Annotated in this window: 19 protein-coding genes; 13 read left to right on the top strand and 6 right to left on the bottom strand. The window is 43.3% G+C overall.

The features are described 5' to 3' along the window. Window positions 1-221 precede the first annotated feature (221 nt). Window positions 222-1,790, bottom strand: coding sequence for a methionine--tRNA ligase (gene metG / locus H6G05_RS09025; protein WP_190577854.1), 1,569 nt, complete (start codon window positions 1,788-1,790; stop codon window positions 222-224). Window positions 1,791-1,916: 126 nt separating this feature from the next. Between metG and H6G05_RS09020 the strand changes: the two genes are divergently transcribed. Further along, the gene (locus H6G05_RS09020; RefSeq protein ID WP_190577853.1) at window positions 1,917-2,381 is read left to right on the top strand and encodes a nucleoside deaminase; all 465 of its coding nucleotides are present in this window, start codon (window positions 1,917-1,919) and stop codon (window positions 2,379-2,381) included. Window positions 2,382-2,410: 29 nt separating this feature from the next. On the opposite strand, the gene H6G05_RS09015 is transcribed toward H6G05_RS09020, so the two are convergent. Next, the gene (locus H6G05_RS09015) at window positions 2,411-2,872 is read right to left on the bottom strand and encodes a hypothetical protein (RefSeq protein WP_190577852.1); all 462 of its coding nucleotides are present in this window, start codon (window positions 2,870-2,872) and stop codon (window positions 2,411-2,413) included. Between the two features lie 92 nt (window positions 2,873-2,964). On the opposite strand from H6G05_RS09015, the gene ilvD reads away from it, so the two are divergent. From ilvD to H6G05_RS08980, 7 genes are all read left to right on the top strand, one after another. Beyond that, window positions 2,965-4,650, top strand: a complete 1,686-nt coding sequence (gene ilvD / locus H6G05_RS09010; protein WP_190577851.1) for a dihydroxy-acid dehydratase — start codon at window positions 2,965-2,967, stop codon at window positions 4,648-4,650. Window positions 4,651-4,757: 107 nt separating this feature from the next. Then, window positions 4,758-5,312 (top strand): 5-formyltetrahydrofolate cyclo-ligase, encoded by a 555-nt coding sequence (locus H6G05_RS09005; protein WP_190577850.1) that lies wholly within the window; start codon window positions 4,758-4,760, stop codon window positions 5,310-5,312. A 221-nt stretch (window positions 5,313-5,533) separates the two neighbouring features. Further along, window positions 5,534-5,845: a co-chaperone GroES gene (gene groES / locus H6G05_RS09000; protein ID WP_190577849.1), complete on the top strand. Its 312-nt coding sequence runs from the start codon at window positions 5,534-5,536 to the stop codon at window positions 5,843-5,845. Window positions 5,846-5,908: 63 nt separating this feature from the next. After that, window positions 5,909-7,570: a chaperonin GroEL gene (gene groL, locus H6G05_RS08995; protein ID WP_190577848.1), complete on the top strand. Its 1,662-nt coding sequence runs from the start codon at window positions 5,909-5,911 to the stop codon at window positions 7,568-7,570. A gap of 114 nt (window positions 7,571-7,684) precedes the next feature. Continuing rightward, a complete protein-coding gene (locus tag H6G05_RS08990; protein WP_190577847.1) occupies window positions 7,685-8,389 on the top strand; it encodes a DUF1995 family protein in 705 nt (234 codons plus the stop codon). A gap of 250 nt (window positions 8,390-8,639) precedes the next feature. After that, window positions 8,640-12,728: a histidine kinase dimerization/phospho-acceptor domain-containing protein gene (locus H6G05_RS08985; protein ID WP_190577846.1), complete on the top strand. Its 4,089-nt coding sequence runs from the start codon at window positions 8,640-8,642 to the stop codon at window positions 12,726-12,728. Between the two features lie 32 nt (window positions 12,729-12,760). Continuing rightward, window positions 12,761-14,557: an EAL domain-containing response regulator gene (locus H6G05_RS08980; protein ID WP_190577845.1), complete on the top strand. Its 1,797-nt coding sequence runs from the start codon at window positions 12,761-12,763 to the stop codon at window positions 14,555-14,557. A 46-nt stretch (window positions 14,558-14,603) separates the two neighbouring features. Here the strand turns inward: H6G05_RS08980 and H6G05_RS25980 are convergent, their stop codons facing one another. From H6G05_RS25980 to H6G05_RS08965, 3 genes are all read right to left on the bottom strand, one after another. After that, on the bottom strand, window positions 14,604-14,786 hold the full coding sequence (locus H6G05_RS25980) for a transposase (protein WP_277874749.1): 183 nt from the start codon (window positions 14,784-14,786) through the stop codon (window positions 14,604-14,606). Between the two features lie 62 nt (window positions 14,787-14,848). Beyond that, window positions 14,849-16,855, bottom strand: a complete 2,007-nt coding sequence (locus H6G05_RS08970; protein ID WP_190577844.1) for an FHA domain-containing protein — start codon at window positions 16,853-16,855, stop codon at window positions 14,849-14,851. Between the two features lie 13 nt (window positions 16,856-16,868). Next, window positions 16,869-17,357, bottom strand: a complete 489-nt coding sequence (locus H6G05_RS08965) for an FHA domain-containing protein (RefSeq protein ID WP_190577843.1) — start codon at window positions 17,355-17,357, stop codon at window positions 16,869-16,871. Between the two features lie 356 nt (window positions 17,358-17,713). Between H6G05_RS08965 and H6G05_RS08960 the strand changes: the two genes are divergently transcribed. Both H6G05_RS08960 and H6G05_RS08955 read left to right on the top strand, forming a co-directional pair. Further along, window positions 17,714-18,154: a hypothetical protein gene (locus H6G05_RS08960; protein WP_190577842.1), complete on the top strand. Its 441-nt coding sequence runs from the start codon at window positions 17,714-17,716 to the stop codon at window positions 18,152-18,154. Window positions 18,155-18,467: 313 nt separating this feature from the next. Beyond that, window positions 18,468-19,058 carry a DUF3177 family protein gene (locus H6G05_RS08955; RefSeq protein ID WP_190577841.1) on the top strand — a complete coding sequence of 197 codons (591 nt, stop codon included), beginning with the start codon at window positions 18,468-18,470 and terminating at the stop codon, window positions 19,056-19,058. A gap of 88 nt (window positions 19,059-19,146) precedes the next feature. Here H6G05_RS08955 and H6G05_RS08950 read toward each other — a convergent pair whose 3' ends face one another. Continuing rightward, window positions 19,147-20,076, bottom strand: a complete 930-nt coding sequence (locus tag H6G05_RS08950) for an NAD(+) kinase (protein ID WP_190577840.1) — start codon at window positions 20,074-20,076, stop codon at window positions 19,147-19,149. Between the two features lie 469 nt (window positions 20,077-20,545). On the opposite strand from H6G05_RS08950, the gene H6G05_RS08945 reads away from it, so the two are divergent. The 3 genes from H6G05_RS08945 (at window position 20,546) to H6G05_RS08935 (ending at window position 23,480) form a co-directional block, all read left to right on the top strand. Continuing rightward, window positions 20,546-21,631: a hypothetical protein gene (locus H6G05_RS08945; protein ID WP_190577839.1), complete on the top strand. Its 1,086-nt coding sequence runs from the start codon at window positions 20,546-20,548 to the stop codon at window positions 21,629-21,631. Continuing rightward, window positions 21,628-22,272, top strand: a complete 645-nt coding sequence (ruvA, locus tag H6G05_RS08940; protein ID WP_190577838.1) for a Holliday junction branch migration protein RuvA — start codon at window positions 21,628-21,630, stop codon at window positions 22,270-22,272. The genes H6G05_RS08945 and ruvA overlap by 4 nt, the downstream gene beginning before the upstream one ends. A gap of 71 nt (window positions 22,273-22,343) precedes the next feature. Next, complete coding sequence (locus H6G05_RS08935; protein WP_190577837.1) at window positions 22,344-23,480, top strand: metallophosphoesterase family protein; 1,137 nt, start codon at window positions 22,344-22,346, stop codon at window positions 23,478-23,480. Window positions 23,481-23,598 lie beyond the last annotated feature (118 nt).

The following is a 23,598-nucleotide window of genomic DNA, read 5'->3' as shown; positions in this document are numbered from 1 at the left end:
TTTTGCCTCGTCTGTTAGGTCTTTTAGGTTGGGTAGTTCCTTCATTTCTTTAATTTATCAGCTTTTGCCTTTTTGTCAATTTTCCTACGTTGAGCAATTACATTTATTTTTATAAGCTACCTTTAACTATACACCATAAGTAAATATACTCAGAGGCATAGATTCTAGTAGATATTAAGAGTTAATAAACTACACCACTTAAAGATCAAATGTATTGCAATTTAGACAATTTCAATACGTTGAAAGATAGGTACTGGTGTAGGAATGGGTATACCTGTTTTGAGTATTCCCCAATTTGTGTGACTCCAATCAGGTGGAGATGTTTCATCAAAATTTAACCCAAGTTGTTGATAAGCCGCAATGCTCAGTTTGGGCGTAATTGGGGAAAGTAAGTACAGTGCAATCCTTACAGATTCAAGCAAAGTGTATAAAGTTTCGTTAACTTCTGGCTGCTTACCTGCTTTAAATTGTTTCCAAGGTGTAGTTTCATCGATTAACTTGTTGCAGTTCCAGATGAGTTCAAGGATTTTCTCGCAAGCGGCTCGAAAGTTGAGATTTTGGTAATCAAGAGCCACGCGATCGCCCAAACTTGTTGCTTGTTCGATCACTGGTTTAATTAAATCTGAGACTTCAGTGCGATCGCGGGGATCATGGGCAGGAATAGTTTGCTGACAATATTTATTTACCATTCCAAGGCTGCGATTCAGTAAATTGCCAAGGCTATTAGCGAGATCAGCATTGACGATCGCCACAAATCTTTCTTCATTAAAATCACCATCACGCCCAAATTCGATTTCCTTGAGGAAGTAGTAACGAATTGGATCGGCTCCAAAGCGATCAACTAGATCGTATGGATCTATTGTATTTCCAAGAGTTTTTCCCATTTTCAAGCCGTCTTTTGTCAGCAAACCATGACCAAATACCCGCTTTGGCAATTCTAATCCCGCAGACATGAGCATGGCTGGCCAGTAAATTGCATGAAATCTTAAGATATCTTTACCAATGATATGAAGGTTGAAGGGATACCACTTTTTGAGGGCATTTTCTAGGGTCGGCTCATCATCGGGTTCGAGTAACGCTGTGACATAACCAAGCAGAGCATCAAACCAAACATAAATTGTATGGGTGGGATCGGTGGGAATCGGGAATCCCCAATCAAGGTTAACGCGGGAGATCGAAAAATCCTGTAAGCCTTGTTTCATAAAGCCAAGGACTTCATTACGGCGACTTTCAGGTTGAATAAAGTTGGGATGAGACTCGTGAAATTGATCCAGTGCGTCTTGATATTTGGAGAGGCGAAAGAAATAATTAGGTTCGTCACGCCATTCACAGACAACATTGGTATGGATCGGACAGTGATGGCTTTCGGGGAGTTCGCGCTCTTCTTTAAATTCTTCGCACGCGACACAGTACCAGCCTTTTTGCTGGTTTAAGTAAATATCACCTGAATCGTAAACCCGTTGAAAAAATTCATTGACGATCGCTTGATGTTTGGTCGCCGTTGTTCGGGTAAAGCGATCAAAGCGAATATTAAACTTTTCCCAGAGACTATAAAATTCGGCAACGGTACGATCGCAATGTTCTTGGGGCGATAGATTATTTTTTTCGGCGGTGCGCTGAATCTTTTGTCCATGTTCATCTGTCCCTGTCACAAACATGACTGGATGTCCTTTGAGCCGATAAAACCGCGCAAAGGCATCCGCAGCGATCGTGGGGTAGGCGCTACCAATATGTGGGCGATCGTTGACATAAAAAAGTGGTGTGGTTAAAGCGATCGGTTCTAGGGACATAGGTAACTCAATTCAGGACTACTACCATTTTGCAAAAAAATGGTGGTAAATGTAACATTAAATCCCAAAATTATCGACGGCTCAATACGCCGCCGATAATTTTGGGATTTTGACAAGCCATAAACGATGAAAAATTTAGAAGTGCATCAAATTTGGATGGATCAAGCGATCACCTTGGCAAAAGAAGTGGGGGCTTTAGGGGAAATTCCTGTGGGTGCGGTAATTGTGAATAGTATGGGAGAAGCGATCGCCACTGGAGTAAATCGCAAAGAACGCGATCAAGATCCCACTGCTCACGCGGAAATAGTAGCAATTCGTGAAGCGGCGCGAGTATTGCAAGATTGGCATTTAAACGGATGCACTTTATATGTGACTTTGGAGCCTTGTCCAATGTGTGCGGGGGCAATTTTACAAGCGCGAATTAATACATTAGTCTATGGCGCTGATGATCCCAAAGCAGGAGCAATTCGTACCGTGGCTAATTTGCCTGATAGTCCTGTGTCTTTTCACAAGCTAGAGGCGATCGCAGGAATCCGCGAAAGAGAATGCCAAGAGTTATTACAGGTTTGGTTTCAGAATCTTAGAAAATAAGAGGAGCGCACAGCGCTCCTCTTATTTTTCTATTTGGTACATAAGGCATTAATTTGATCGACAACCTCACTTTCCTTAGTTGATGCAGTTTCTAAATCTTGCTTGGCTTTAGTCATCGCATTGGCATCTTTTGCCTCAGCAGCTTTTACTTGTCCCTTTAGAGCTTGAGAAGCATCACCATATACACCTAGTAACTGCGTTTGCAATTCCTTAAGCTTTGAGTCTTGAACCGCGATCGCCTCTACTTCTGTGCGAATTTGATCAATATTTTCAGCGAATGCGCCAAAGCCTGTAATATCCTTTGGGGCTGTCAGAGTATTAGTTTTATTGGCAATAGTAACAACTTTGTTACATTGGGAAATCTTACTTTCCCCACAACCATATAGCAATATGCCAATGCTCAAAGCCGCAGCATAAAGCGCTGCGTGACGGTTAGGACGAGTTGGCAAAGGATCAGACAAGTGCTTGGGAAATTGCGTTTGAAGTTGCATTTGGTAATTGCCGATAGTCCAAGGTGATTATTCTAGTGTCTAAAAATTCTAAAATGTTTTAGTTGATTAAGCTAATAACAGAGATTTGAATTATGTCCGACAATCGCAGAAGTCGTGCAATTACCGAAGGCGTTCAGCGATCGCCTAACCGCGCTATGTTACGCGCTGTTGGTTTCCAAGACTCGGATTTTACAAAACCTATTGTCGGTGTAGCAAGCGCCCACAGCACGATTACCCCTTGCAATATGGGCATTGCTCCCCTAGCTATCCGTGCTGAAGCAGGAATTCGTGCGGCTAATGGGATGCCCCAAGTTTTCGGTACGATCACCATCAGTGACGGGATTTCGATGGGAACTGAAGGCATGAAATATTCGCTTGTTTCCCGTGACGTAATTGCTGACTCGATTGAAACAGCCTGTACTGGTCAGAGTATGGATGGGGTTTTAGCGATCGGCGGCTGTGACAAAAATATGCCAGGGGCGATGATCGCAATGGCAAGAATGAATATTCCAGCTTTATTTGTCTATGGCGGCACAATCGAACCAGGACATCTTGATGGCGAAGATTTGACCGTAGTTAGTTCTTTTGAAGCCGTTGGTCAATATAGCGCAGGTCGAATTGATGAAGTCAGACTCAATTCAGTTGAGCGCAATGCTTGTCCAGGGGCTGGCTCCTGCGGCGGTATGTATACGGCAAATACTATGTCTTCAGCATTTGAAGCCATGGGCATGAGCTTGATGTATTCCTCTACTATGTCCGCCGTTGCTCCCGAAAAGGCGGCGAATACAGAACTTGCTGGTACGGTTTTAGTCAATGCAATTCGCAATAATCTGCTGCCTCGCGATATCATCACCCGCAAATCGATTGAGAACGCTATTTCCGTGGTGATGGCTGTCGGTGGTTCGACCAATGCCGTCTTACACTTTTTAGCGATCGCCCATTCCGTAGGAGTGGAATGGAACCTTGATGATTTCGAGAGCATTCGTGAGCGTGTTCCCGTACTCTGTGACCTTAAGCCATCAGGCAAGTATGTAGCCACTGACCTCCACAAAGCAGGTGGTATTCCCCAAGTAATGAAGATGCTTTTAGTGCGTGGTCTGTTACATGGTGACTGCATCACGATTACTGGTCAAACCGTTGAAGAAGTTCTCAAAGATATTCCTGCCGAGCCTCGTGCTGATCAAGATGTGATCCGCCCTTGGGATCGCCCCATGTATAAGCAAGGACATCTCGCCGTTCTGAGAGGCAATCTTGCTGAAGAAGGAGCCGTTGCCAAAATTTCGGGCGTAAAGAATCCGATCATTACTGGTCCCGCTCGCGTCTTTGAATCAGAAGAAGATTCCCTTGCAGCGATTCTGGCTAACAAGATCAATGCAGGCGATATTTTGGTCATTCGCTACGAAGGACCAAAGGGTGGTCCAGGGATGCGCGAAATGCTTGCGCCAACAAGTGCAATTATCGGTGCTGGCTTGGGAGATTCCGTTGGTTTAATTACCGATGGACGTTTCTCTGGTGGTACTTACGGAATGGTAGTTGGTCACGTTGCTCCTGAAGCTTTTGTGGGTGGGACGATCGCCTTAGTCCAAGAAGGCGACTCGATCACCATTGATGCTCATCAGCGCTTGATTCAACTCAATGTCAGTGATGAGGAACTAGCTATTCGTCGTGCGAATTGGAAGGCTCCTGCTCCTCGCTACACCAAGGGAGTTTTAGCAAAATATGCCAAGCTAGTTTCGACTAGTAGCAAAGGTGCGGTGACTGATTTAGACCTGTACTAAATTACTCCCTTCCCAGTAAATAGACATTAAAGCCCAAGAATTAGTGATGCGGCGCTTCGCGCCGCATCACTAATTCTTGGAGCTGTTGTCAGTACAAACCTTATGAAATGACAGATTTTCTGCAAACAAAAAAACAACTTAGACGCACATTGCTCAACCAACGCCGCCAAATCCCCCATGAAATTTGGCAACAAAAAAGTCAAGCACTATGCGATCGCCTCTCCGATTGGCAAATTTTTCAACAAGCGCAAAATATATTGACATTTAGCAGTTTTCGCCAAGAACCAGATTTAAGCCCCCTGTGGCAAATATTCCCTGACAAGAATTGGGGCTTTTCTCGCTGTGTCGAAAAAGATCTGATTTGGCATCAAGTGGCGATCGCGGATTTTGACAACAATATGCGATCGGGAGCCTTTGGCATTTTGGAGCCGCGCCATGACTTGCCCCTGATGAATTTACAAAATATTGATCTAATTTTGATTCCTGCGGTGGCTTGCGATCGGCGTGGTTATCGACTGGGCTATGGCGGTGGCTTTTATGATCGCTGGTTGCCTAACTCTACGGGAACTAAAACAGGAATTATTTTTGATCAGTTTTATTTAGATACATTGCCCCATGATTCTTGGGACGTAACATTAGATGTGATTATTACAGAAAAATAAGGGTGGCAAATCTCGCCACCCTTATTTTTTAGGCTTGTAGCGCTTCTCGATTAGGTTTGTACGGTAAGCCGATCTAGTTCCCTACTCATTTCGCAGTATATTGGCACTCAGTGAGACAGAGTGCTAAAGCACGCAATGTGTGACCAAGTGAAATGAAAATTCCACCTTAAGTCATCACTTGCAAAGTCCGCTCTGATTAGATTTTAAGGAGGTATGGCATAGTGGCATCGTTAACCCTAAATACTGGTACACTGCAACCCCTAGGCGATCGCCTATTGGTTAAAGTAGCAACAAAAGAAGAAAAAACTGTAGGCGGTATTTTCTTGCCAGACACAGCACAAGAAAAGCCCCAAATCGGTGAAGTAACTGCCGTTGGTCCTGGCGCACGCAATGATAAAGGTACTCGTGTAGCGCTAGAAGTCAAAGCAGGCGATAAAGTTCTTTACTCCAAGTATGCAGGCACTGAAGTCAAAATCGAAAGCGTAGATTATTTGCTCCTTGCAGAAAGAGATATTCTCGCGATCGTTGAATAAATGATTTGACTTGTACTTCGTACAAATCAAAAAGAATAAAACCAATTACCAAATTAAAAGAAAATGGCAAAAATCGTAGTATTTGATGAAGAATCTCGCCGCGCCCTTGAGCGTGGTGTCAATGCATTAGCCGATGCTGTGCGTGTCACCCTTGGACCCAAAGGTCGTAACGTAGTTCTCGAAAAGAAATATGGCGCTCCTCAAATCATCAATGACGGTGTGAGCATTGCCAAAGAAATTGAATTAGAAGATCCCTTAGAAAATGCAGGCGCTCAACTGATTCGCGAAGTTGCTTCTAAAACCAACGACGTAGCAGGCGACGGAACCACCAGTGCCACCGTTTTGGCTCAAGAAATGATTCGCGAAGGTTTGAAGAACGTTGCCGCAGGTGCAAACCCAGTGGGCGTGCGCCGTGGTATCGAAAAGGCAGTTGCTCACCTCGTCGATGTAATTGCTCAAAAAGCAAAAGCTGTTGATTCCAACGCAGAAATTGCTCAAATTGCGACAATCTCGGCTGGTAACGACGAAGAAGTCGGTGCAATGATTGCTCAAGCCATGGATAAAGTTGGCAAAGATGGTGTAATCACCGTTGAAGAGTCCAAGTCCCTCACAACTGAATTAGAAGTTGTCGAAGGTATGCAACTCGATCGCGGTTACATTTCTCCTTACTTCGTCACCGATAACGAACGTCAGTTGGTGGAATTTGAGAACGCTAGAATCTTGATCACTGATAAGAAGATCAACGTAATTCAAGACCTCGTTCCCATCCTTGAAAAAGCAGCTCGTTCTGGCTCACCATTGGTCATCATTTCTGAAGATGTCGAAGGTGAAGCTTTGGCAACTCTGGTCGTCAACAAGCTTAGAGGTTCTCTGAATATTGCCGCCATCAAAGCTCCTGGTTTTGGCGATCGCCGTAAAGCGATGTTGCAAGATATTGCCGTTCTTACTGATGGTCAAGTCATTTCGGAAGACACTGGTTTGGAACTCAGTGCCGCAACCCTCGAAATGCTAGGTACTGCTCGCAAGATCACCATTTCTAAGGACAAAACCACCATCGTTTCTGACGTTTCCAACAAAGCTAACGTTGACAAGCGTGTTGCTCAAATCCGCAAGGAATTGGATCTCAGTGACTCTGACTATGACAAAGAAAAGCTCCAAGAGCGGATTGCTAAGCTCTCTGGTGGCGTAGCTGTAATCAAGGTTGGCGCAGCAACTGAAACCGAACTCAAGGATCGTAAGCTCCGCATCGAAGACGCTCTTAACTCCACCCGCGCTGCGGTTGAAGAAGGCATCGTTCCTGGTGGTGGCGCAACCCTTGCTCACCTCGCTGTGGAATTGCAAGACTTCAAAGCAACCTTGAAGAATGAAGAAGCGATCGGTGCAGAAATCGTATCTCGCTCGCTCTCCGCACCTCTTCGTCAAATCAGCGACAATGCTGGTTTAGAAGGTACTGTGGTTGTTGAGAAAGTGAAGCAACTTCCTTTCAATCACGGCTTTGATGCACTCAAAGGTGAATACGTTGACTTAATTGCGACTGGTATCATTGACCCAGCCAAGGTTGTACGCTCTGCATTGCAAAACGCTGCTTCCGTTGCTGGCATGGTCTTGACCACCGAAGCTCTCGTTGTCGAGAAACCAGAGAAAAATGCTGGTGCTGGTGCTGCTGCTGGTATGGGCGGCATGGGCGGTATGGGTGGCATGGGTGGTATGGGCGGCATGATGTAATCATCGTCCATAGATTCCCCAAAAAAGGAGAGGTTACGCTAAGCGTAACCTCTCCTTTTTTTGCGTTAAACTCAAATGATTCGCAGCTTTTAATAACTTTAAAAATAATCATTTATGACGCAAGAGCCAATCTTAATTCCAGACCATTTAGAAGATGCTGTCGAGCAAGCGATCGCTGCTACGCATCAGGCGATCGCTGATGGAGCTAATCGCGTCATTGCTGATCTGCGATTTCCTGAACTCAAAGCATTGCCGATCGCCTATGAATTTGCGGCTAGTTTTAATCAGCACTATGGCAATGCATGGCAAGCCATTTTTTCGGACGCTGGGGCGGCGGCTCTAGCAAAACGTGAGTGGGCAGATCTTGAAGTATCAGTACGCGGTGTTAATGAGGGACGCAGAGCCGTTCGGGAAGAGGATAAAGCATTTCTTTTAATCGAGCCAACTTCGGTCGAAGTTGAACAAGTAGAGAAGTTAGTGCAGCTAGCAGGCGATCGCCCATTCGTGATGATCAATCCTCGCCTTGAAAACAGTGAGGTGGGATTAGGACTAGCTGCAAGACAAATGCGCGATCGCTTCTTAAGTACTTTCGAGACAGCCTATTACATCAAGCCCCTAGAACTCGGCGCATTATGGCGCTGCTATCCGCAAACATGGCAAGTATGGCAACAAACTGAGGAGGGAATGCAACAACTCGCGGAAGTGGCTCAACGTCCTTCCAGTGATGACATTGATCGTTTATTTCGCCAAAAAACTGGCAAGCAGTCGGGTTCATTTCTAGGACGTTTGCAACAGTTCTTGAGCGCTCTAGCAAGATAAAAAATTTTTTCTCTTATTTCCATTCACCAACAATCCAGCAATTCTCATTATGAAACCGATTTTTGTGTTTCCAGCGCCTTCGGCGCTGGAAACACAAAAACCGGTTTTTTGAAAGCCCGCCAACGGCGGGCTTTCAAAAAACCGATTTTTATAATTAGAATTGCTGCCAACAATCTATTAAAGTTGGTGAAAGTTTTAGGTAGGGTAAAATAGCTAAAACCATATGGGAGCTTTCAGTAGAAATAATTCTATGAGTGATCGCCTATTAACCACCAATCCTCCTAAATCACGAAAACTATCACTGAAATTCATCCTGATTAGTCAGTTTATAATCTTGATTGCTGGAATATCAGGATTGATGGCGTGGCTGTCTTGGCGCAGTGAGCAAGATATGACCGCCAACTTAGTCGGGCAACTGCAAAATGAAGTTAGCGATCGCATCAAGCAAAAGCTCTCTTCTTATCTGGAAACTCCCCACTTAATCAATAAAATTAATGCTGATGCAGTGCGGCAAGGAACATTAAAAACCAAAGGTAAAGCTAGTGAGATTTATCTCTGGCAACAGATTCAAAATTTCCCTACTGTTTCTTGGATTTATTATGGTGGTGAAAAGGCAGGAGAATTTGTGGGAATTGCTCGTCTAGACAAACAACAAAATCCCACACAATCTTTCCAATTAGCGATAAATGTTGACGGATTTCAGCGGTACTATTACAACCTAGATGCCCAAGGAAATCGTCTTGAACTTAGGGGAAAGTCAGAGTTCTATGATGCCCGTCAACGCCCTTGGTATCAGGCTGCTTTGCAAACAGATCAGCCTATTTGGAGTCCAATTTATCAAGACTCCTCTTTACCTGAGCAAGTGATTACAGCGAGTCTACCTGTATATAATGCTGAGGGCAAGAGAATAGGAGTCTTAGGTGCGGATCTGTCTCTAGGAAATATTAGCCAGTTTTTAGATGGATTAAAAATTGGCAAGTCGGGAGAAGCATTTATTCTAGAACCTTCAGGATTATTGGTAGCTAGCTCGACAGGAGAAAAGCCCTATGAAACTAGCAGTAATCAACAAAAATTACAGAGAATGCCTGTTAAGAATATTAAGCAACCAATGATTCGTGATGCGGCGGAGTATCTAGAGAAACAAGTTGGAAGCTTAGATAACATCAGCACTGAACAGAATTTAAGGTTTTCGGCAGGAGGGGAAAATATTTTTTTTAAGGTGTTGCCCTACCGAGATAAGCGTGGGATCAACTGGCTAATAGCCGTGGTAATGCCCGAATCTGACTTTACTGAACAAATTGATATCAAGCGACAAAACACAATTTTGCTCGTTTGTCTATCACTAGCAGGCGCGATCGCTTTAGGTGTTTTCACGACTCAGTATATTAATAAATCATTACGCCGTTTAACTTTGGCGAGTCAAGCCTTGGCAAATGGCGAGTTAGATCGAGAAGTTCCCTCAACAACAATTGCTGAATTGAATATTCTCTCGCAATCCTTTAATCAGATGGCGACACAGCTAAAACAGTCATTTGCAGAACTTGGCAAGATTAATGAAAACTTAGAATTGCGAATTCATCAGAGAGTAGCCGATTTACAAGAATCTGAAAATAAATTTAGAAATTTGGTTTCCAATTTTTCAGGCATTGTCTATCGCTGTAATTGCGATCGCGATGGGACGATGGTGTTTATCGGTGGAGCAGTTACGGAGCTAACAGGTTATCTTGCTGATGAATTTATCGCTAATCAAGTTCGCAGTTGGGAAAGTATTATCTATCCTGAAGATCGAGAAACTGTAAAAAGAGTTGTCAATGAAAGTTTAACTTGCCACGAAGCCTTTATTTTGGAATATCGAATTATCGACTCTAAAGGTACTATTCGCTGGCTGTATGAAAAAGGGCAGGGAATATTTACAGAAGAGAATCAATTGTTATGGATTGATGGAGCAATTTTTGATATTAGCGATCGCAAACTTGTCGAATCAGAGCTTTTAGAGCGAGTGCATTTATCAATTTTGATGGCTGAAGTTGGTTCTGCATCTACACAACTAAAGACCTTAGAAGAAGTTCTCCAAGCCTTTGTCGAATCGCTATGGCGACATATGAACGTCTCTTTTGTGCAGATCTGGACGATCAATGCTTTTGGCAATGATTTAAATTTACAGGTCAGCACAGGGAACTATAGCAAATCAGATAGCGATCGCCTCAGTAACTTGATCAGCAAAGAGCAGATATGGTCAATTACCCAAGGAATGTTTCAGCCGCTTTTAACTGATCAAATTTTGGCGGATTTAAGCGAATCTGATCAATCGTGGTTGAAAAATCAAGGGATTGTTTCGTTGGTGGGACATCCACTAATAGTCAAAGGGCATGTCATCGGTGTGATCCTGATGTTTTCGCAGTTGCACTTAGACACAGATGTCCAGACCATCGACTTGATCGCTAATGCGATCGCCATAGGTATTGATCATAAACAATCAGAAGAACGATTGAGAGTGACCAATGCCGAAATGAAAGCCTTATTTGCGGCTATGGATGAAGTGATCTTAGTCCGCGATCGCATGGGGCGCATTCTCAAAGTCCCCCAAACCCGCAGACAAACAGTTTGGCAAAATACTAGCGAATTAATTGGCAAACTTCCTTCAGAATTATTTGCACCTGAGCAAGCTAGCCTCTTCTCAAGTTATGTCCAGCAGGTTTTAGAAACACAACAAACTATAAATGTTGAGTATCTTCTCTCTCCCAACGATCAACCACTTTGGTGGAATGCGAGTATCTCTCCTATTGATACAGAGACCGTGGTTTGGGTCGCTCGCGATATTACAGACAGCAAAAGAGTCGAACAACAACTCAAGCAAGCAAAACAAGCTGCCGAGGCTGCTAGCCTAGCCAAAGGTCAGTTTTTGGCAAGTATGAGTCATGAACTGCGAACACCATTAAACGCAATTTTAGGTTTCGCTCAACTAATGGTACGAGACACTTCACTGAAAGATAATCATCGCTCCTATCTCAAAATCATTCATGACAGTGGCGAACATCTACTGGAATTAATTAATGATGTTTTAGACATGTCAAAAATTGAATCAGGAAGGATTACGCTCAACATCACTAGCTTTGATCTTTATCATCTCCTCGATACCTTGGAACAAATGTTTCGCCTTAAGGTTAGTGATAAATCTCTACAACTGCTGTTTAGGCGATCGCCTCAAGTCCCACAATGGATTAACACTGACGAGGGAAAACTGCGCCAAATCTTAATTAACTTGTTAAGTAATGCCATAAAATTTACCAATCAAGGCTCGGTAATTCTATCTATTGATATAGATGCAAATGACTCCCCAGAATCAAAGCCTCTATTAGAATCTCAAGTCCCAGAGAAAGCTACAACTCCAACCATATTAAAATTTACCGTAGAAGATACTGGTGAAGGAATTCCTACCAATTATCTAGGAAAAATCTTTGAAGCATTTGAACAAACGGAACTAGGCAAGAGAACTGCGGAAGGAACAGGGCTAGGATTGCCCATCAGTCTTAAGTTTACTCAATTTATGGGTGGGGAAATTACAGTTAGTAGTCAGTTGGCTGTAGGCAGCACTTTTAGGGTTTATCTCCCCGTTAATGTGTCATCATCTCCTGTGCCGTTAAGGCAACCCAGCGATCGCTACATTATCGGTTTAGCCCCCAACCAGCCAGAATATCGACTCCTCGTTGTAGAAGACCGATGGGAAAGTCGGCATTTACTTGTAAAAATACTAGAAGCAGTAGGCTTTAAAGTCCGCGAGGCTGAAAATGGGACGGAGGCGATCGCCATTTGGGAAGAATGGCAACCACATCTGATCTGGATGGATATGCGAATGCCTGTAATGGACGGCTACGAAGCCACACGCCAAATCAAATCCCATTTAAAAGGACAAGCCACCGTAATTATTGCCCTAACAGCTAGTGCCTTAGAAGAAGAAAAAGCAATTATCCTCTCCGCAGGTTGTGATGATTTTGTGCGTAAGCCTTTTCGAGAAGCACTGATTTTTGACAAATTAGCGGAGTATTTAGGTGTAACTTATTTGTATGAAGATGAAAGTAATCGTCAATTCACTGATAGAAATACAGATGATCTAGAAACTTTAGCAGCTAATCTTAAGGATTATTTATCGCAAATGCCTAATAGTTGGATTAGGCAACTTCATCAAGCATCTACCCTAGCTGATAATGACATGATGAATGAATTGATCAAATCTATACCAGAAAGTAATACAGTTTTAATTCATTCTTTAATCAGTCTTGTCGATAATTTTTGTTACAATCAAATTATGAATTCGGCTCAGCAAGCTTTTAACAAATAGTTAAACGATCGCCCTATGGATGCGGCTAAATAATGACTAGAAATTATAGTGGCGATATATTAATAGTCGATGACATGCCGAATAACTTGCGCTTTTTATCGACCACTTTGGCAGAGCAAGGCTATAAAGTTCGTAGCGTTACTGAAGGTTTAATGGCGCTAACTGTGGCTGAAGCTGCTAAGCCTGATCTAATTTTGCTAGATATTATGATGCCGAATATCGATGGCTATGAAGTTTGCCAGCGACTAAAAGCTAACGATCAAACTTGCGATATTCCTGTAATTTTCTTAAGTGCCTTAGATGAAGTATTAGACAAAGTCAAAGCTTTTAGCGTTGGGGGCGTAGACTATATCACCAAACCATTTCAGCTAGAAGAAGTCCTCGCCCGCATTCAAACCCATTTAAGCTTAAGATTTGCTCAAAAAGAAATTAGTCAGCTAAATGCTGAACTCGAGCAACGGGTGCGTCAGCGAACAGCCCAATTAGAACAGGAAATTGCGGAGCGCTTGCAAGTCCAAGAGCGATTGTTACATCTAGCCTTGCATGATGTACTTACGGGATTGCCCAATCGAACTTGGTTTATGAAGCGATTGGAGCAGTTACTTCAACAAGTCCACCAACAGTCAGGTTATCATTTTGCAGTTTTGTTCTTAGACTGCGATCGCTTTCAAGCGGTTAACGACTCTTTAGGGCACTTAGTGGGTGATCAGCTATTAGTGTCGATCGCCCGAAGAATTGAACTTTGTTTACGTCCAGGCACAATGCTTTGTCGTCTGGGAGGAGATGAGTTTGCGATCTTATTACAAGATATCGAAAAACCCTCTGATACGATCAAAGTTGCCAATGGCATCCTCCTTGAACTAGCAGCACCCTTTCAAATTGGAGACTATCAAGTATTTACGAATGTCAGTATTGGCATTGCTATGGGTAGTGATATTTATAAACAACCCGAACATATTTTGCGTGATGCTGACACGGCTATGTATCGGGCTAAGGCAAATGGCAAAGCTTGCTATCAAATGTTTGAGCAAACTATGCATAGCCGCGCACTGCATAACTTTCAGTTAGAGTCCGATCTCAGACATGCCTTAGAGCGTCATGAATTAATAGCTTATTATCAGCCGATCATTAGGTTAGACAATAACCAAATTGATTCTTTTGAAGCGCTAGTACGTTGGAATCATCCAGAGAAAGGACTAGTTGATCCCAGTAAGTTTATTCCGATCGCTGAAGAGACGGGGCTAGTAATGGCGATCGACTTATTTGTCTTACAACAGGCTTGTCAGCAGTTGCGGAGTTGGCGGGATGAAGGGCTTGCTGATGCTTCCTTAACGATGAATGTCAATCTTTCTGTGAAGCATTTTATGAGTTTTGATTTGCTAAAGCAGATTGATCACGTTCTCCGAGAAACAGGAATTACGGGAAGTTCTCTAAGGTTAGAAATCACCGAAAGTGACATTATGGAAAATGCTGAATTTGCTGGCAAAATTATCTCGCAACTACGCGATCGGCACATTCAATTAAGCATTGATGATTTTGGGACGGGTTATTCTTCGTTGAGTTATCTGCATCGACTCCCCATTGATCATCTCAAAATCGATCGCTCCTTTGTGATGAGAATTGGCAAAAATGGCAAAAACACGGAGATCATTAGGGCGATTATTGCACTGGCTAAGAGTTTGGACATGTTTACGATCGCCGAAGGAGTAGAAACTCAAGATCAGCTCGATCAAATCCGCGAATTAAAGTGTGAGTTTTGCCAAGGATATTTATTCTCTAAGCCTGTTGAGGCTAGTGCTGCCAGAAATTTATTGATTACAGGTTTTTAATTTATATCTGTCACCGTACGTAATCTTTTAAGGGTTTAGAAAGCATTTAAGAATTGACAGCAGTAAGATTTTTAAGCATTTTGCGGATCAAAGCTATGTAGAAAATCCCATTCACCACTTCCCGAAAATTTGTTTTTGGTGGTCTCCCCAATTTTGATGGTTTTGGCAGCATTGGCGCAATTATTTCCCACTCTTCATTGGATAAATCGGTATTATAGGGTTGGCGCATTTTGGCTGGCTGATACTAGAATTCAACAGTATTCATACCTGTTTTAGTGCGCCCATGCTTTCTTAAGGTGACTGATTCTTCACCCATTTCACCCATTGCGAAAGCGATCGCCAGCCATTGAGATTATGCAAATGGGGAGCGCGAGCCGCAACTAAACTATCAACCGATCGCAACGCCGCAAATTGTAAACCTAAAAAACTATCAACTGCGGCATAGGAATTCCCTAAAGTTGCTGCTCCCGATGCATAGACTCTACCAATATCATTACGAAGCTCAGCTATCTCAAAGTCATTGGTCACATTTAATCTACCCAAAGCATTGATCGGTATCTGATAGCAATCAAGCAAATCGGCATAAATTGGATTAGTTTGTACCTTCGCATCTAAACCTGTGGCATCAATAATAAAGTCGGCGGTTAACTGCAAGATTCCTTCCATTTGGTGCGGACGGATATAGGTAGCAGTGCGCCGATCTGGGAGTTGTTCCACCTTTTCGACTGCCCCAAAGGTAATTTGATACCAGCCTTCATTCAAGCCAGTTTGCACAATCTTTTTCCAGTCATGACGATCGGCTGTAGTTGTACCGCCCCAATCCTTGAGCAGAGTTTGTCGAGTCAGCGGATCAGCCTCTTCAAGAACAGCGCGTAAATCTCCACCCCAACAAGCCTTGGGCCAGTTAAATGGCTGAAATTCGTAATGGTTTTCGACAGAACGTTGAGCGCGACCATAACTATTGCCTTGAGATTTCGGCGATCGCATCAGGTGCAAGAGATTGATTTTTTGCTGTGGCGATCGCTGACGCACTTCATGAATACGCTGCACGATTCGCGAGGCAACGATTCCGCGTCCACGGATTAATACAGTCCCGCCATGACTTTCTAAATGTTGATAAATATGTTCATGCTCCTCATAGCCATTGACCACGGCACGAAAGTCTTCTGTCTGGCTACGATAGGCTTGTAAATCTGGCAAAAACTGAATGGCAGCATAACCCATCGCTAAATGTAGATACTTGGCAACTAAAAAAGCATGACGACCCTGCCCAAGTGAATAGGCGATCGCATAGCGTCCATCATTGGTTTTCCGTAGCGATCGCACCCGCCCATAACGATAAATCTTGTCCCAACCAATCCGACGAACCTCGCGATCAATCGAATCGAAGACATTGCCAGATCTTGGTGTATAGGTTTCCGCTAAATCAGGTTCCGCAAATACCTGCCAAAGGTATTGGCAAGCCTGATTAATATTGCCGTGAGTAAAATCATGCCAAGCCTCACGCCATGCATAACTAGGAAATCCCCAAATATTATCTGGACAAGAATCAGAATTAGATCGCAACCTCTCATATAGAGGAATCTGTGAATTGAGACAGAGTCGTTTATACCTAGCATAGGGTTGAGGCTCCAAGCCTAACGCCACAATTTGATCAGCAGCTACCCCAAAAATCCGTAGATAATCCGCCCAAATATAACTTCCCAAACCTCCCCCGATCGCTCCGTAAGTCGTTTCATGCACAGGCAGCCCTGTCCGATGTAGCGACTGCACTTCCACGACTGGCAATTGAAAGAAGTCTGGAGGGAAATTAGAAGAACTAGCTAAACTTGGCTGAGTGACATTCGCTTGGGGTAAACCTGTTTCAGGATTAAATAAAATCGTGGGATTTGCAGATGATGATTTAACAGTGTTATTTGGCGATCCTGTAGTATTTGATTGACTTATAGCAGGCACATCAAAGGCGAGCATTATTTCATATCGTCCAATCGTCAGGCGATCGCCAGTGGCAAGCACCTTGCGAAGTTCCATTCCTCGACCAACCAATGCGCCATTAACTAAGATTCCATTAGTACTATTTTGATCGATGACCACTACATTTCCTTGCTCAAAAATTAGCAACGCATGGTATCGAGACACTGAGCGATCGCCCAATATTACCTGTGCGACTTGATTTCCATCTAGATTATCTGGCAATGAATTTACATCTTTACCAATGGCGATCGGTAAATTCAGATGCAAAGATTGCGGCTGATTGGTTATTATTTCTAACCAACTTAATTGAACAGAAATCTGCATAGGTTTCAAATCTTTATAAGACAGATTGAGACGGTAAAATACTGCTAGCTGCTCCCGCTAGTGAAGTGCCACACCAAGGACATACTAAGGTAATTCGCTCATAGGGCGAAATCTTGGCACATTTTAAATTGGGGCATTGCAATCCATATACATGATCAGGATTGCTAGAAATAGGTGCTTGACTTGGTAGATCAATTTCAATATTAGTGACTTGTAATATTTGTTGACCTAAAGCGATCGCACTATTAGTTTTTACTTCAACTTCCCCACTCAATAAACGTTGACCATCAACTATAGGAGGATTAGATTCGCGCATATTTCTCATCCAAAAGCTATGTTTTTGGGGATCGAAATAAATCACCACATGTAAACCTGAGACTGTGGGATGCGTTAAAACTAAATCGCATCGAGCAGGATCTCGCCCTATTCGAGTCATTGTCAGACTAATCCTATAACTTTTGGTAATCCCTGCTTCTACCCAAGTCAAAGTTAGTTCCGACATAATTACGTACAAAGCCAAAGCTGTTTAATCTCAAATATATAGCAATCCTCAAGTTTTTAGTAAGAGTGACCCTTGGAGACGCTCCTACAAAAAACAAAAAAATCTCCAAAAGTTTTTTTGTATAGCTGTCGCCAAGTGTATGAGGACATAAAACCCAAGAAGAGAATGGCGGCGCGAAGCGCCGCCATTCTCTTCTTGGGTTTTTCTTTTGTACTAACACAATCGGCCGCAGCTATAAGAGCGACCCTTGGGGACACGCCTACAAAAAACAAAAAAATCTCCAATTTATGAGATTAAATAGTTGATGAGATTGCGTCCCTTTGGGACGCAATCTCATCAACTATTTAAAACAAGATATGACTCCTACATTAATCGGAAGATGGCAAACTCGGATCTTACTTTTAGGAACATTGGGAGTACTGGTCACCATTCCCTTCAGCCTCAATGGTGATTCGCTCTATTTTCAAGTCCTCCTCGCGATCACCGTTTTAGGATGTATGTGGGATATTGTTTACAACCAGTTGCAAACCCTTCGTTGGGATCATGATTGGTCAGCAATATTACAATTAGCCGCAGGGATTTGGGAAGCCTTTTTCTTTTATGTTCCCTTCAAGTTTTTGATTAGTAATATCTTGAAAATTGGTTGGTTGAGTACCGATATTCCCATAGACAAGTTTTTACTCCACTATTCCTGTATTTGGCTAGCTGTATTTACAGCCTCACAAACGCTCATGCGAGTCATCTTTCCACGTTGGCGATTTCATGGCGGCGAATGGTTTAAAACCATAAAGCGCTAAAGATTGTTGCTTTGCACAATCTTTAGCGCTTTATGCTGTAAGAACAAAGGCAACGCTTCGCGTTCCCTTTGTTTTGTGTTTAAGCTATTTAGCTGATGTGAAAATTATCCTTATTTGAGAATCTAAAAACAGCAACATAGATGTTTCGTTAAGCCCATTTGCAGCGAGATTTAAACTAACAAGTTTGGATCTCGCTATTTTTTTGCTGTTTTTATAGAGTTTTTGAAAAAATATAGCTACTCACGTAAGCTTATTTATTGCAAGTTAGTATAGTAACATAAACTGGAAGATCTGGTCAGAATTTTTTGTCTTTATGGATGCAACCCTTATTCGTCAACTTGTATGGCTAGACTATCGATTAGCTCTGCTATTTCTTGTTTTTATCCCCTTCGGTTTATTAGTCTGGGCTTTACGAAGTGATAGTGAAGCAATCAAGCGATCGCTACTTTTATATTGGCGTGTTGCGAGCTTAGTACTAATTACGATTTACTTAGCGATCGGTAGTTTAGGCATATCCTATATATCAGGAATTTTGGCTGCGATTTTAATCGTTCTCGCGCTTTGGTTTTGGCAAGATCTCAATGAAGATATTGAAGCTTCCCGTAAAAGTCTTACCCCCATTTATTTAGGATGGCGCTGGGCGACAACGGTTTACTGCTCTCTAAGTGCCGTATTTCGGCTACTATTCGCTAATTGTGCATTTATGAATACTGAGCAATTAAGCGATATTTGCAAAATTTGGTTTGAGCCACCGCTAAGCTTTAGCACCACATTTCATAATGGTGTACCTGTTGAAAACTTGGCGTTTGCGGGTGCGGTTGGGGGAATTGTTTATATCTTGTATTTATTTGTATTTCTTGCTTTTAGCCTACCGAAAACAGGTCGAATTGCATTTCGTGACTAATTACAGCGCTTTGCGCTTCAATTCAAACCATTAAAAAAGGGTTGCTTCGTAACCCTTTTTACCAGAAGAGGGCGCTAAGCGCCCTCTTTTAATTTCTATATTGATTGGGATAACGCACCCTTGCACCTGCCCACAGCAACTTTTGCCGTAAAGCTTGATAGTAGGAATATTCTTCTCGTAAGACAATAAACTGCGCTTGACACTCTGACATCTGGATATCTACTCTCTGTCCAGGGAAAATTGACGTGGCAATTACGCCATCAGTCCATAGCTTTAAACTAAAGTCATCGGTAGAAAGCGGCCAAATGCTTACGGTTAATTTGGGCGGAATCACGATCGCCCGACTTGATAAGCTCAGAGGACAAATCGGTGTAATCGCGATCGCGTGCATTCCTGAATGCACAATGGGACCATTTGCTGCCACAGTATAAGAAGTTGAACCAGTGGGAGTCGCCACAATTAAACCATCACCATGATATTGATCGACCACCTCACCATCGATTTCTAGTTCCAAAGAAGCCGTGACCATGCGATCGGGCGAAGCTGGCTTCACGCACATCTCATTGAGACATAAAAAGGGACCACAGGGCTGACCTAAGCGAGTGCCTAAGCCCTCATCCACAGTTACCACTTTTGCCTCTAACATCATTCGTCGCTCGATCGCAAAGCGATCAGACAAAAGCCGTTGCCAGATTTCGACAGTATTTTCACATTCCTCAATCGAGTGTGTGAGAAATCCCAAATGTCCCCCAACATTAATCGCTAAAATCGGAACCTCAAGTCTTGCCAAATATCTAGCTGCACCTAAAGTTGCACCATCTCCACCCAAGACAATCGCAAGATCAATATCTTGGTGCATCGATTCGAGGAATACAGGATAGGGATTATCAGTTGCGCCTGTTGGACCAATTAATACCTTGACCCCAAGATTTTCTAACTCACTGCTACATCGCTCAGCCCACAGTTTGCCAATTTGACTACCCGCCTTATAGGCAATGATTGCTTTACTAATCTTCACAGGTTCCCCTCAAATTGGGATTAATGGTTGGCAAACTGCACTCTAAAAATCACGAGCTAAATCCTGTAGCGCAGGATTTAGCTCGTGCCACAAGATTTAGCTTTTATATTTAATTGCACTTAGCTGCTTAACCTAATTCTAAATCTCTATGTCAACTCTTTATTTAACGTGAGTTCTATAGCTGTCGCCAAGCAAAACCCAAGAAGAGAATGGCGGCGCGAAGCGCCGCCATTCTCTTCTTGGGTTTTGCTTTTGTCCTAACACAATCGACGGCTTGCTATATATAGCCGTCTGCCTCGTGCTTCGCACGAGGCAAATGGCAGAAAATGTCTCTTTTGGGATCAGTTTTGATCAGTATTGTCGTAATTGTTATGAATATTTTTCAATTCATGAAAATTAATGATACAAAAAACAAATTTTTGAGCTAAGATTTGACACTAGGTAAAATTCTTGGTGTGAAGGGTAAGTCATGAGTCAGGCAGGATTTGGCGATTCATCATCACAAGAGAGCATTAGTCCATCAATGCCAGAGCCGCAAGCCCCGCTTCAGAGTGTATCTCCGAATGTAATCGGTGAGCCAACCACTCTGTTTAACGCCTTGCCAAGACAAGTCTTAGAGCAAGAGCTACAGTTTTGCAATGAGCGTAGTCAGCAAGCGCAAATTTTGTTGCGTCAAGCCCAGGAGCAACTGCAACTGTCGCAGTTAGTCATCCAAAGACAGGAAACCCTCACCCAAACCCTGCAATCACGTATCGACCAACTGGAAAACGAGTTGCAAGATGTGCATACTAATTGTGATGAATTGCGCGATCGCCTCAAGCGTCAACAACATCACACCTCACAACTCAAAGCAGCCCTCGAACGCTGTCTCGACACCTCGACACCTGCACCTAATGACATGGCTCTTAATGACATGGCACTTTCGGCTTTAGAGTCTTGGTCGATCGCCAAACTTGCTGACGAAAAGATTACTCCCGTTGAGGCGAGCCATGATTCTCCCATGCAGAATGTAGTCAAAATCGTACCTGCACCTCAACCAATTGAACTAGAGTCACCTCAAGAACTGAAGCCATTTATTTCAGAATCACAATCGCTTGAATTCGAGGAACCTGTCCAGTTATCCATACCTGCTAAGACGCAAGCAATTTCGCCTTTGATTGTGAGACCACATAAAGCTTCGCAAGGTTCGCCGATCGCCCCTAACTTATCAGCATTACAGGTAGTTGCGGAGTCAAAGGAACAATCTATAGTTAATTGGCGCATTGAGAAACAGCCCGATCAACAGGCGATCGCTGCTATAGGTCAAAATACGACCACCGACGAATCAGCTAGTTCTCTAATTTCTTCAAGCTCTGCTGTAACCAACTCAACAATGGCTTCTACTGTTGCTATGCCCAAGTTTATGCAGGCTCTGTATGGCAATGCAAATAGTCCTGTTAACGAAGGAAGAGAAGAAGATACTCAGCTAGCGATCGCTAATGCTAATCCACGTAAAGCAGTGACTTCTCTGGCTGCTGTACAACTTCCTCAGTTTCCTCCTTTACCACGCCGATGATTGGTTTCCTGCGTGGTGCGATCGCGGCTTGTAAAGCATCGGATAGTTCTCGAAAAAATACGCCTTCCTATTGGCTCACCCTTGATGTTCAGGGTGTAGGTTACGATATCCAAATCACGGCTAGCACTGCGAATAAGTTGCCGCTCGTGGGAGAAGAGACGCAAATATTTACGCATCTCATCGTCCGTGAAGATCAAATGACCTTGTTTGGTTTTCCTACTCTTGCTGAGCGTGAGCTATTTCGCCAATTAATTAGCGTTTCAGGTATTGGCACTCAAGTTGGTTTGGCTTTGTTAAACAGTTTAGGAATTCAAGATCTCGTTAAGGCGATCGTTTCAGGTAACACAAGAGTATTGAGTTTAACCCCCGGAGTCGGCACAAAAACGGCTGAGAGACTTGCCCTAGAACTCAAAACCAAACTTGCTGACGGTCGCTTAGCTCAAGTTGGGGCAACGCGATCGCTCGGAAACACTTTAAGTGTGGCTCTACAAGAAGAGTTAGAAATGACTTTGTTAGCGTTAGGTTATACACCCGCAGAAATTAGCAATGCCCTCAATGCGATCGCTAGTTTACCGATTCTTGCCAAAACTCAAGATATCGAAGCTTGGATTAAAGAAGCGATCGCGTGGCTATCTCGATAAACGACAATTAGGCGATCGCGATAAACGCTATAAAATATTGCAGCAATCAGATCGATTAGATAATTTTTCCTATGGCAATCAAACGGCGGCAGTTATTGATATTAGGCGGATTGGCAATTGGTGGCGGCTTAGGCGGTGCTGCTTTTTCAGGAATCTTGAGCCGTCAGCCTGAAGCGAACTCCCCTCCAGATCCCCAAGCCCCCATAACCAATAATCCCAAACCAGCCAAATCTACAGTAGCTGTCAAGCGATCGTCTAATCCTGCTCCTAAAGGTTTATATGCACCTACGCGAGGTGACATGCGAATTGTGGTGATTAGTGACCTCAATAGTGCCTATGGTTCCACGGATTATATTGATCAGGTTAAACAGGCGATCGCCTTTCTACCAGATTGGGAACCTGACCTAGTTTTATGTGGTGGAGATATGGTGGCTGGACAAAGCAATGATCTGAACGATGGTGAAATTGCAGCGATGTGGCAAGGCTTTGAGAAGTATATTGGTGCACCTATTCGCAAGGCGAAACTGCCATTTGGTTTTACAATTGGCAATCATGATGGATCTGGTTCTGTTTACAATGGCAAGTTCTCCTTTGAACGCGATCGCAATGCTGCCAAGAAATATTGGAACGATCCTAAACATAATCCAAATTTAAACTTTGTTGATCGCGCAGAATTTCCCTTTTACTACACTTTCCAGCAGGATGATATTTTTTGTTTAGTTTGGGATGCTTCCACCGCCACGATTCCCACAGAACAATTGCAATGGGTCGAAAAAAGTCTGGCTAGTGAAGTTGCCCAGAAGGCAAAACTAAGGATGGCGATCGGGCATTTACCACTTTATGCCGTTGCTAGGGGCAGAGAAACAGGTGGAAATTATTTGAATGAAGCCGATCGCCTAAGATCCTTGTTAGAAAAATATAATGTGCATACCTACATCAGTGGACATCATCACGCTTACTATCCTGCTCACAAGGGCAAGTTGGAACTGCTACACACGGGAGTATTGGGCGACGGACCTCGGCGCTTACTAAGTGGCGATCTAGCCCCAAATCGCACTGTGACTGTAATCGATATTAAGTTGGAAACTTCCGAAACGATTTACACAACTTACGATATGGATACGCTGAAAGTTGTCGATCAAAGTACGTTGCCGCGCTATATTGACGCTCCCAATGGGCGGATTACCCGCCGCGATATCAAGATTTAGTAGTACGCGGCTTCGCCGCGTACTACTCCTTAGATTGGGAACCTAGCATATTGTCGTTGCTGAAAATGAAACCGTGCTGAATCCTATTTAATTCAGGTGATATCTTCAAAACAGAAGA

It is taken from the genome of Phormidium tenue FACHB-1050, from assembly GCF_014696925.1.
GTDB lineage: Bacteria > Cyanobacteriota > Cyanobacteriia > Pseudanabaenales > Pseudanabaenaceae > Pseudanabaena.
The sequence above is the reverse complement of the archived record's forward strand: the minus strand, read 5'-3'. Positions and strand labels throughout refer to the sequence as shown.

Coding starts and splice junctions, on each gene's coding strand:
- metG (WP_190577854.1), bottom strand. CDS start 1,790: ATGTCCCTAGAACCGATCGCTTTAACCACACCACTTTTTTATGTCAAC.
- H6G05_RS09020 (WP_190577853.1), top strand. CDS start 1,917: ATGAAAAATTTAGAAGTGCATCAAATTTGGATGGATCAAGCGATCACC.
- H6G05_RS09015 (WP_190577852.1), bottom strand. CDS start 2,872: ATGCAACTTCAAACGCAATTTCCCAAGCACTTGTCTGATCCTTTGCCA.
- ilvD (WP_190577851.1), top strand. CDS start 2,965: ATGTCCGACAATCGCAGAAGTCGTGCAATTACCGAAGGCGTTCAGCGA.
- H6G05_RS09005 (WP_190577850.1), top strand. CDS start 4,758: ATGACAGATTTTCTGCAAACAAAAAAACAACTTAGACGCACATTGCTC.
- groL (WP_190577848.1), top strand. CDS start 5,909: ATGGCAAAAATCGTAGTATTTGATGAAGAATCTCGCCGCGCCCTTGAG.
- H6G05_RS08990 (WP_190577847.1), top strand. CDS start 7,685: ATGACGCAAGAGCCAATCTTAATTCCAGACCATTTAGAAGATGCTGTC.
- H6G05_RS08985 (WP_190577846.1), top strand. CDS start 8,640: ATGAGTGATCGCCTATTAACCACCAATCCTCCTAAATCACGAAAACTA.
- H6G05_RS08980 (WP_190577845.1), top strand. CDS start 12,761: ATGACTAGAAATTATAGTGGCGATATATTAATAGTCGATGACATGCCG.
- H6G05_RS25980 (WP_277874749.1), bottom strand. CDS start 14,786: ATGCGCCAACCCTATAATACCGATTTATCCAATGAAGAGTGGGAAATA.
- H6G05_RS08970 (WP_190577844.1), bottom strand. CDS start 16,855: ATGCAGATTTCTGTTCAATTAAGTTGGTTAGAAATAATAACCAATCAG.
- H6G05_RS08965 (WP_190577843.1), bottom strand. CDS start 17,357: ATGTCGGAACTAACTTTGACTTGGGTAGAAGCAGGGATTACCAAAAGT.
- H6G05_RS08960 (WP_190577842.1), top strand. CDS start 17,714: ATGACTCCTACATTAATCGGAAGATGGCAAACTCGGATCTTACTTTTA.
- H6G05_RS08955 (WP_190577841.1), top strand. CDS start 18,468: ATGGATGCAACCCTTATTCGTCAACTTGTATGGCTAGACTATCGATTA.
- H6G05_RS08945 (WP_190577839.1), top strand. CDS start 20,546: ATGAGTCAGGCAGGATTTGGCGATTCATCATCACAAGAGAGCATTAGT.
- ruvA (WP_190577838.1), top strand. CDS start 21,628: ATGATTGGTTTCCTGCGTGGTGCGATCGCGGCTTGTAAAGCATCGGAT.
- H6G05_RS08935 (WP_190577837.1), top strand. CDS start 22,344: ATGGCAATCAAACGGCGGCAGTTATTGATATTAGGCGGATTGGCAATT.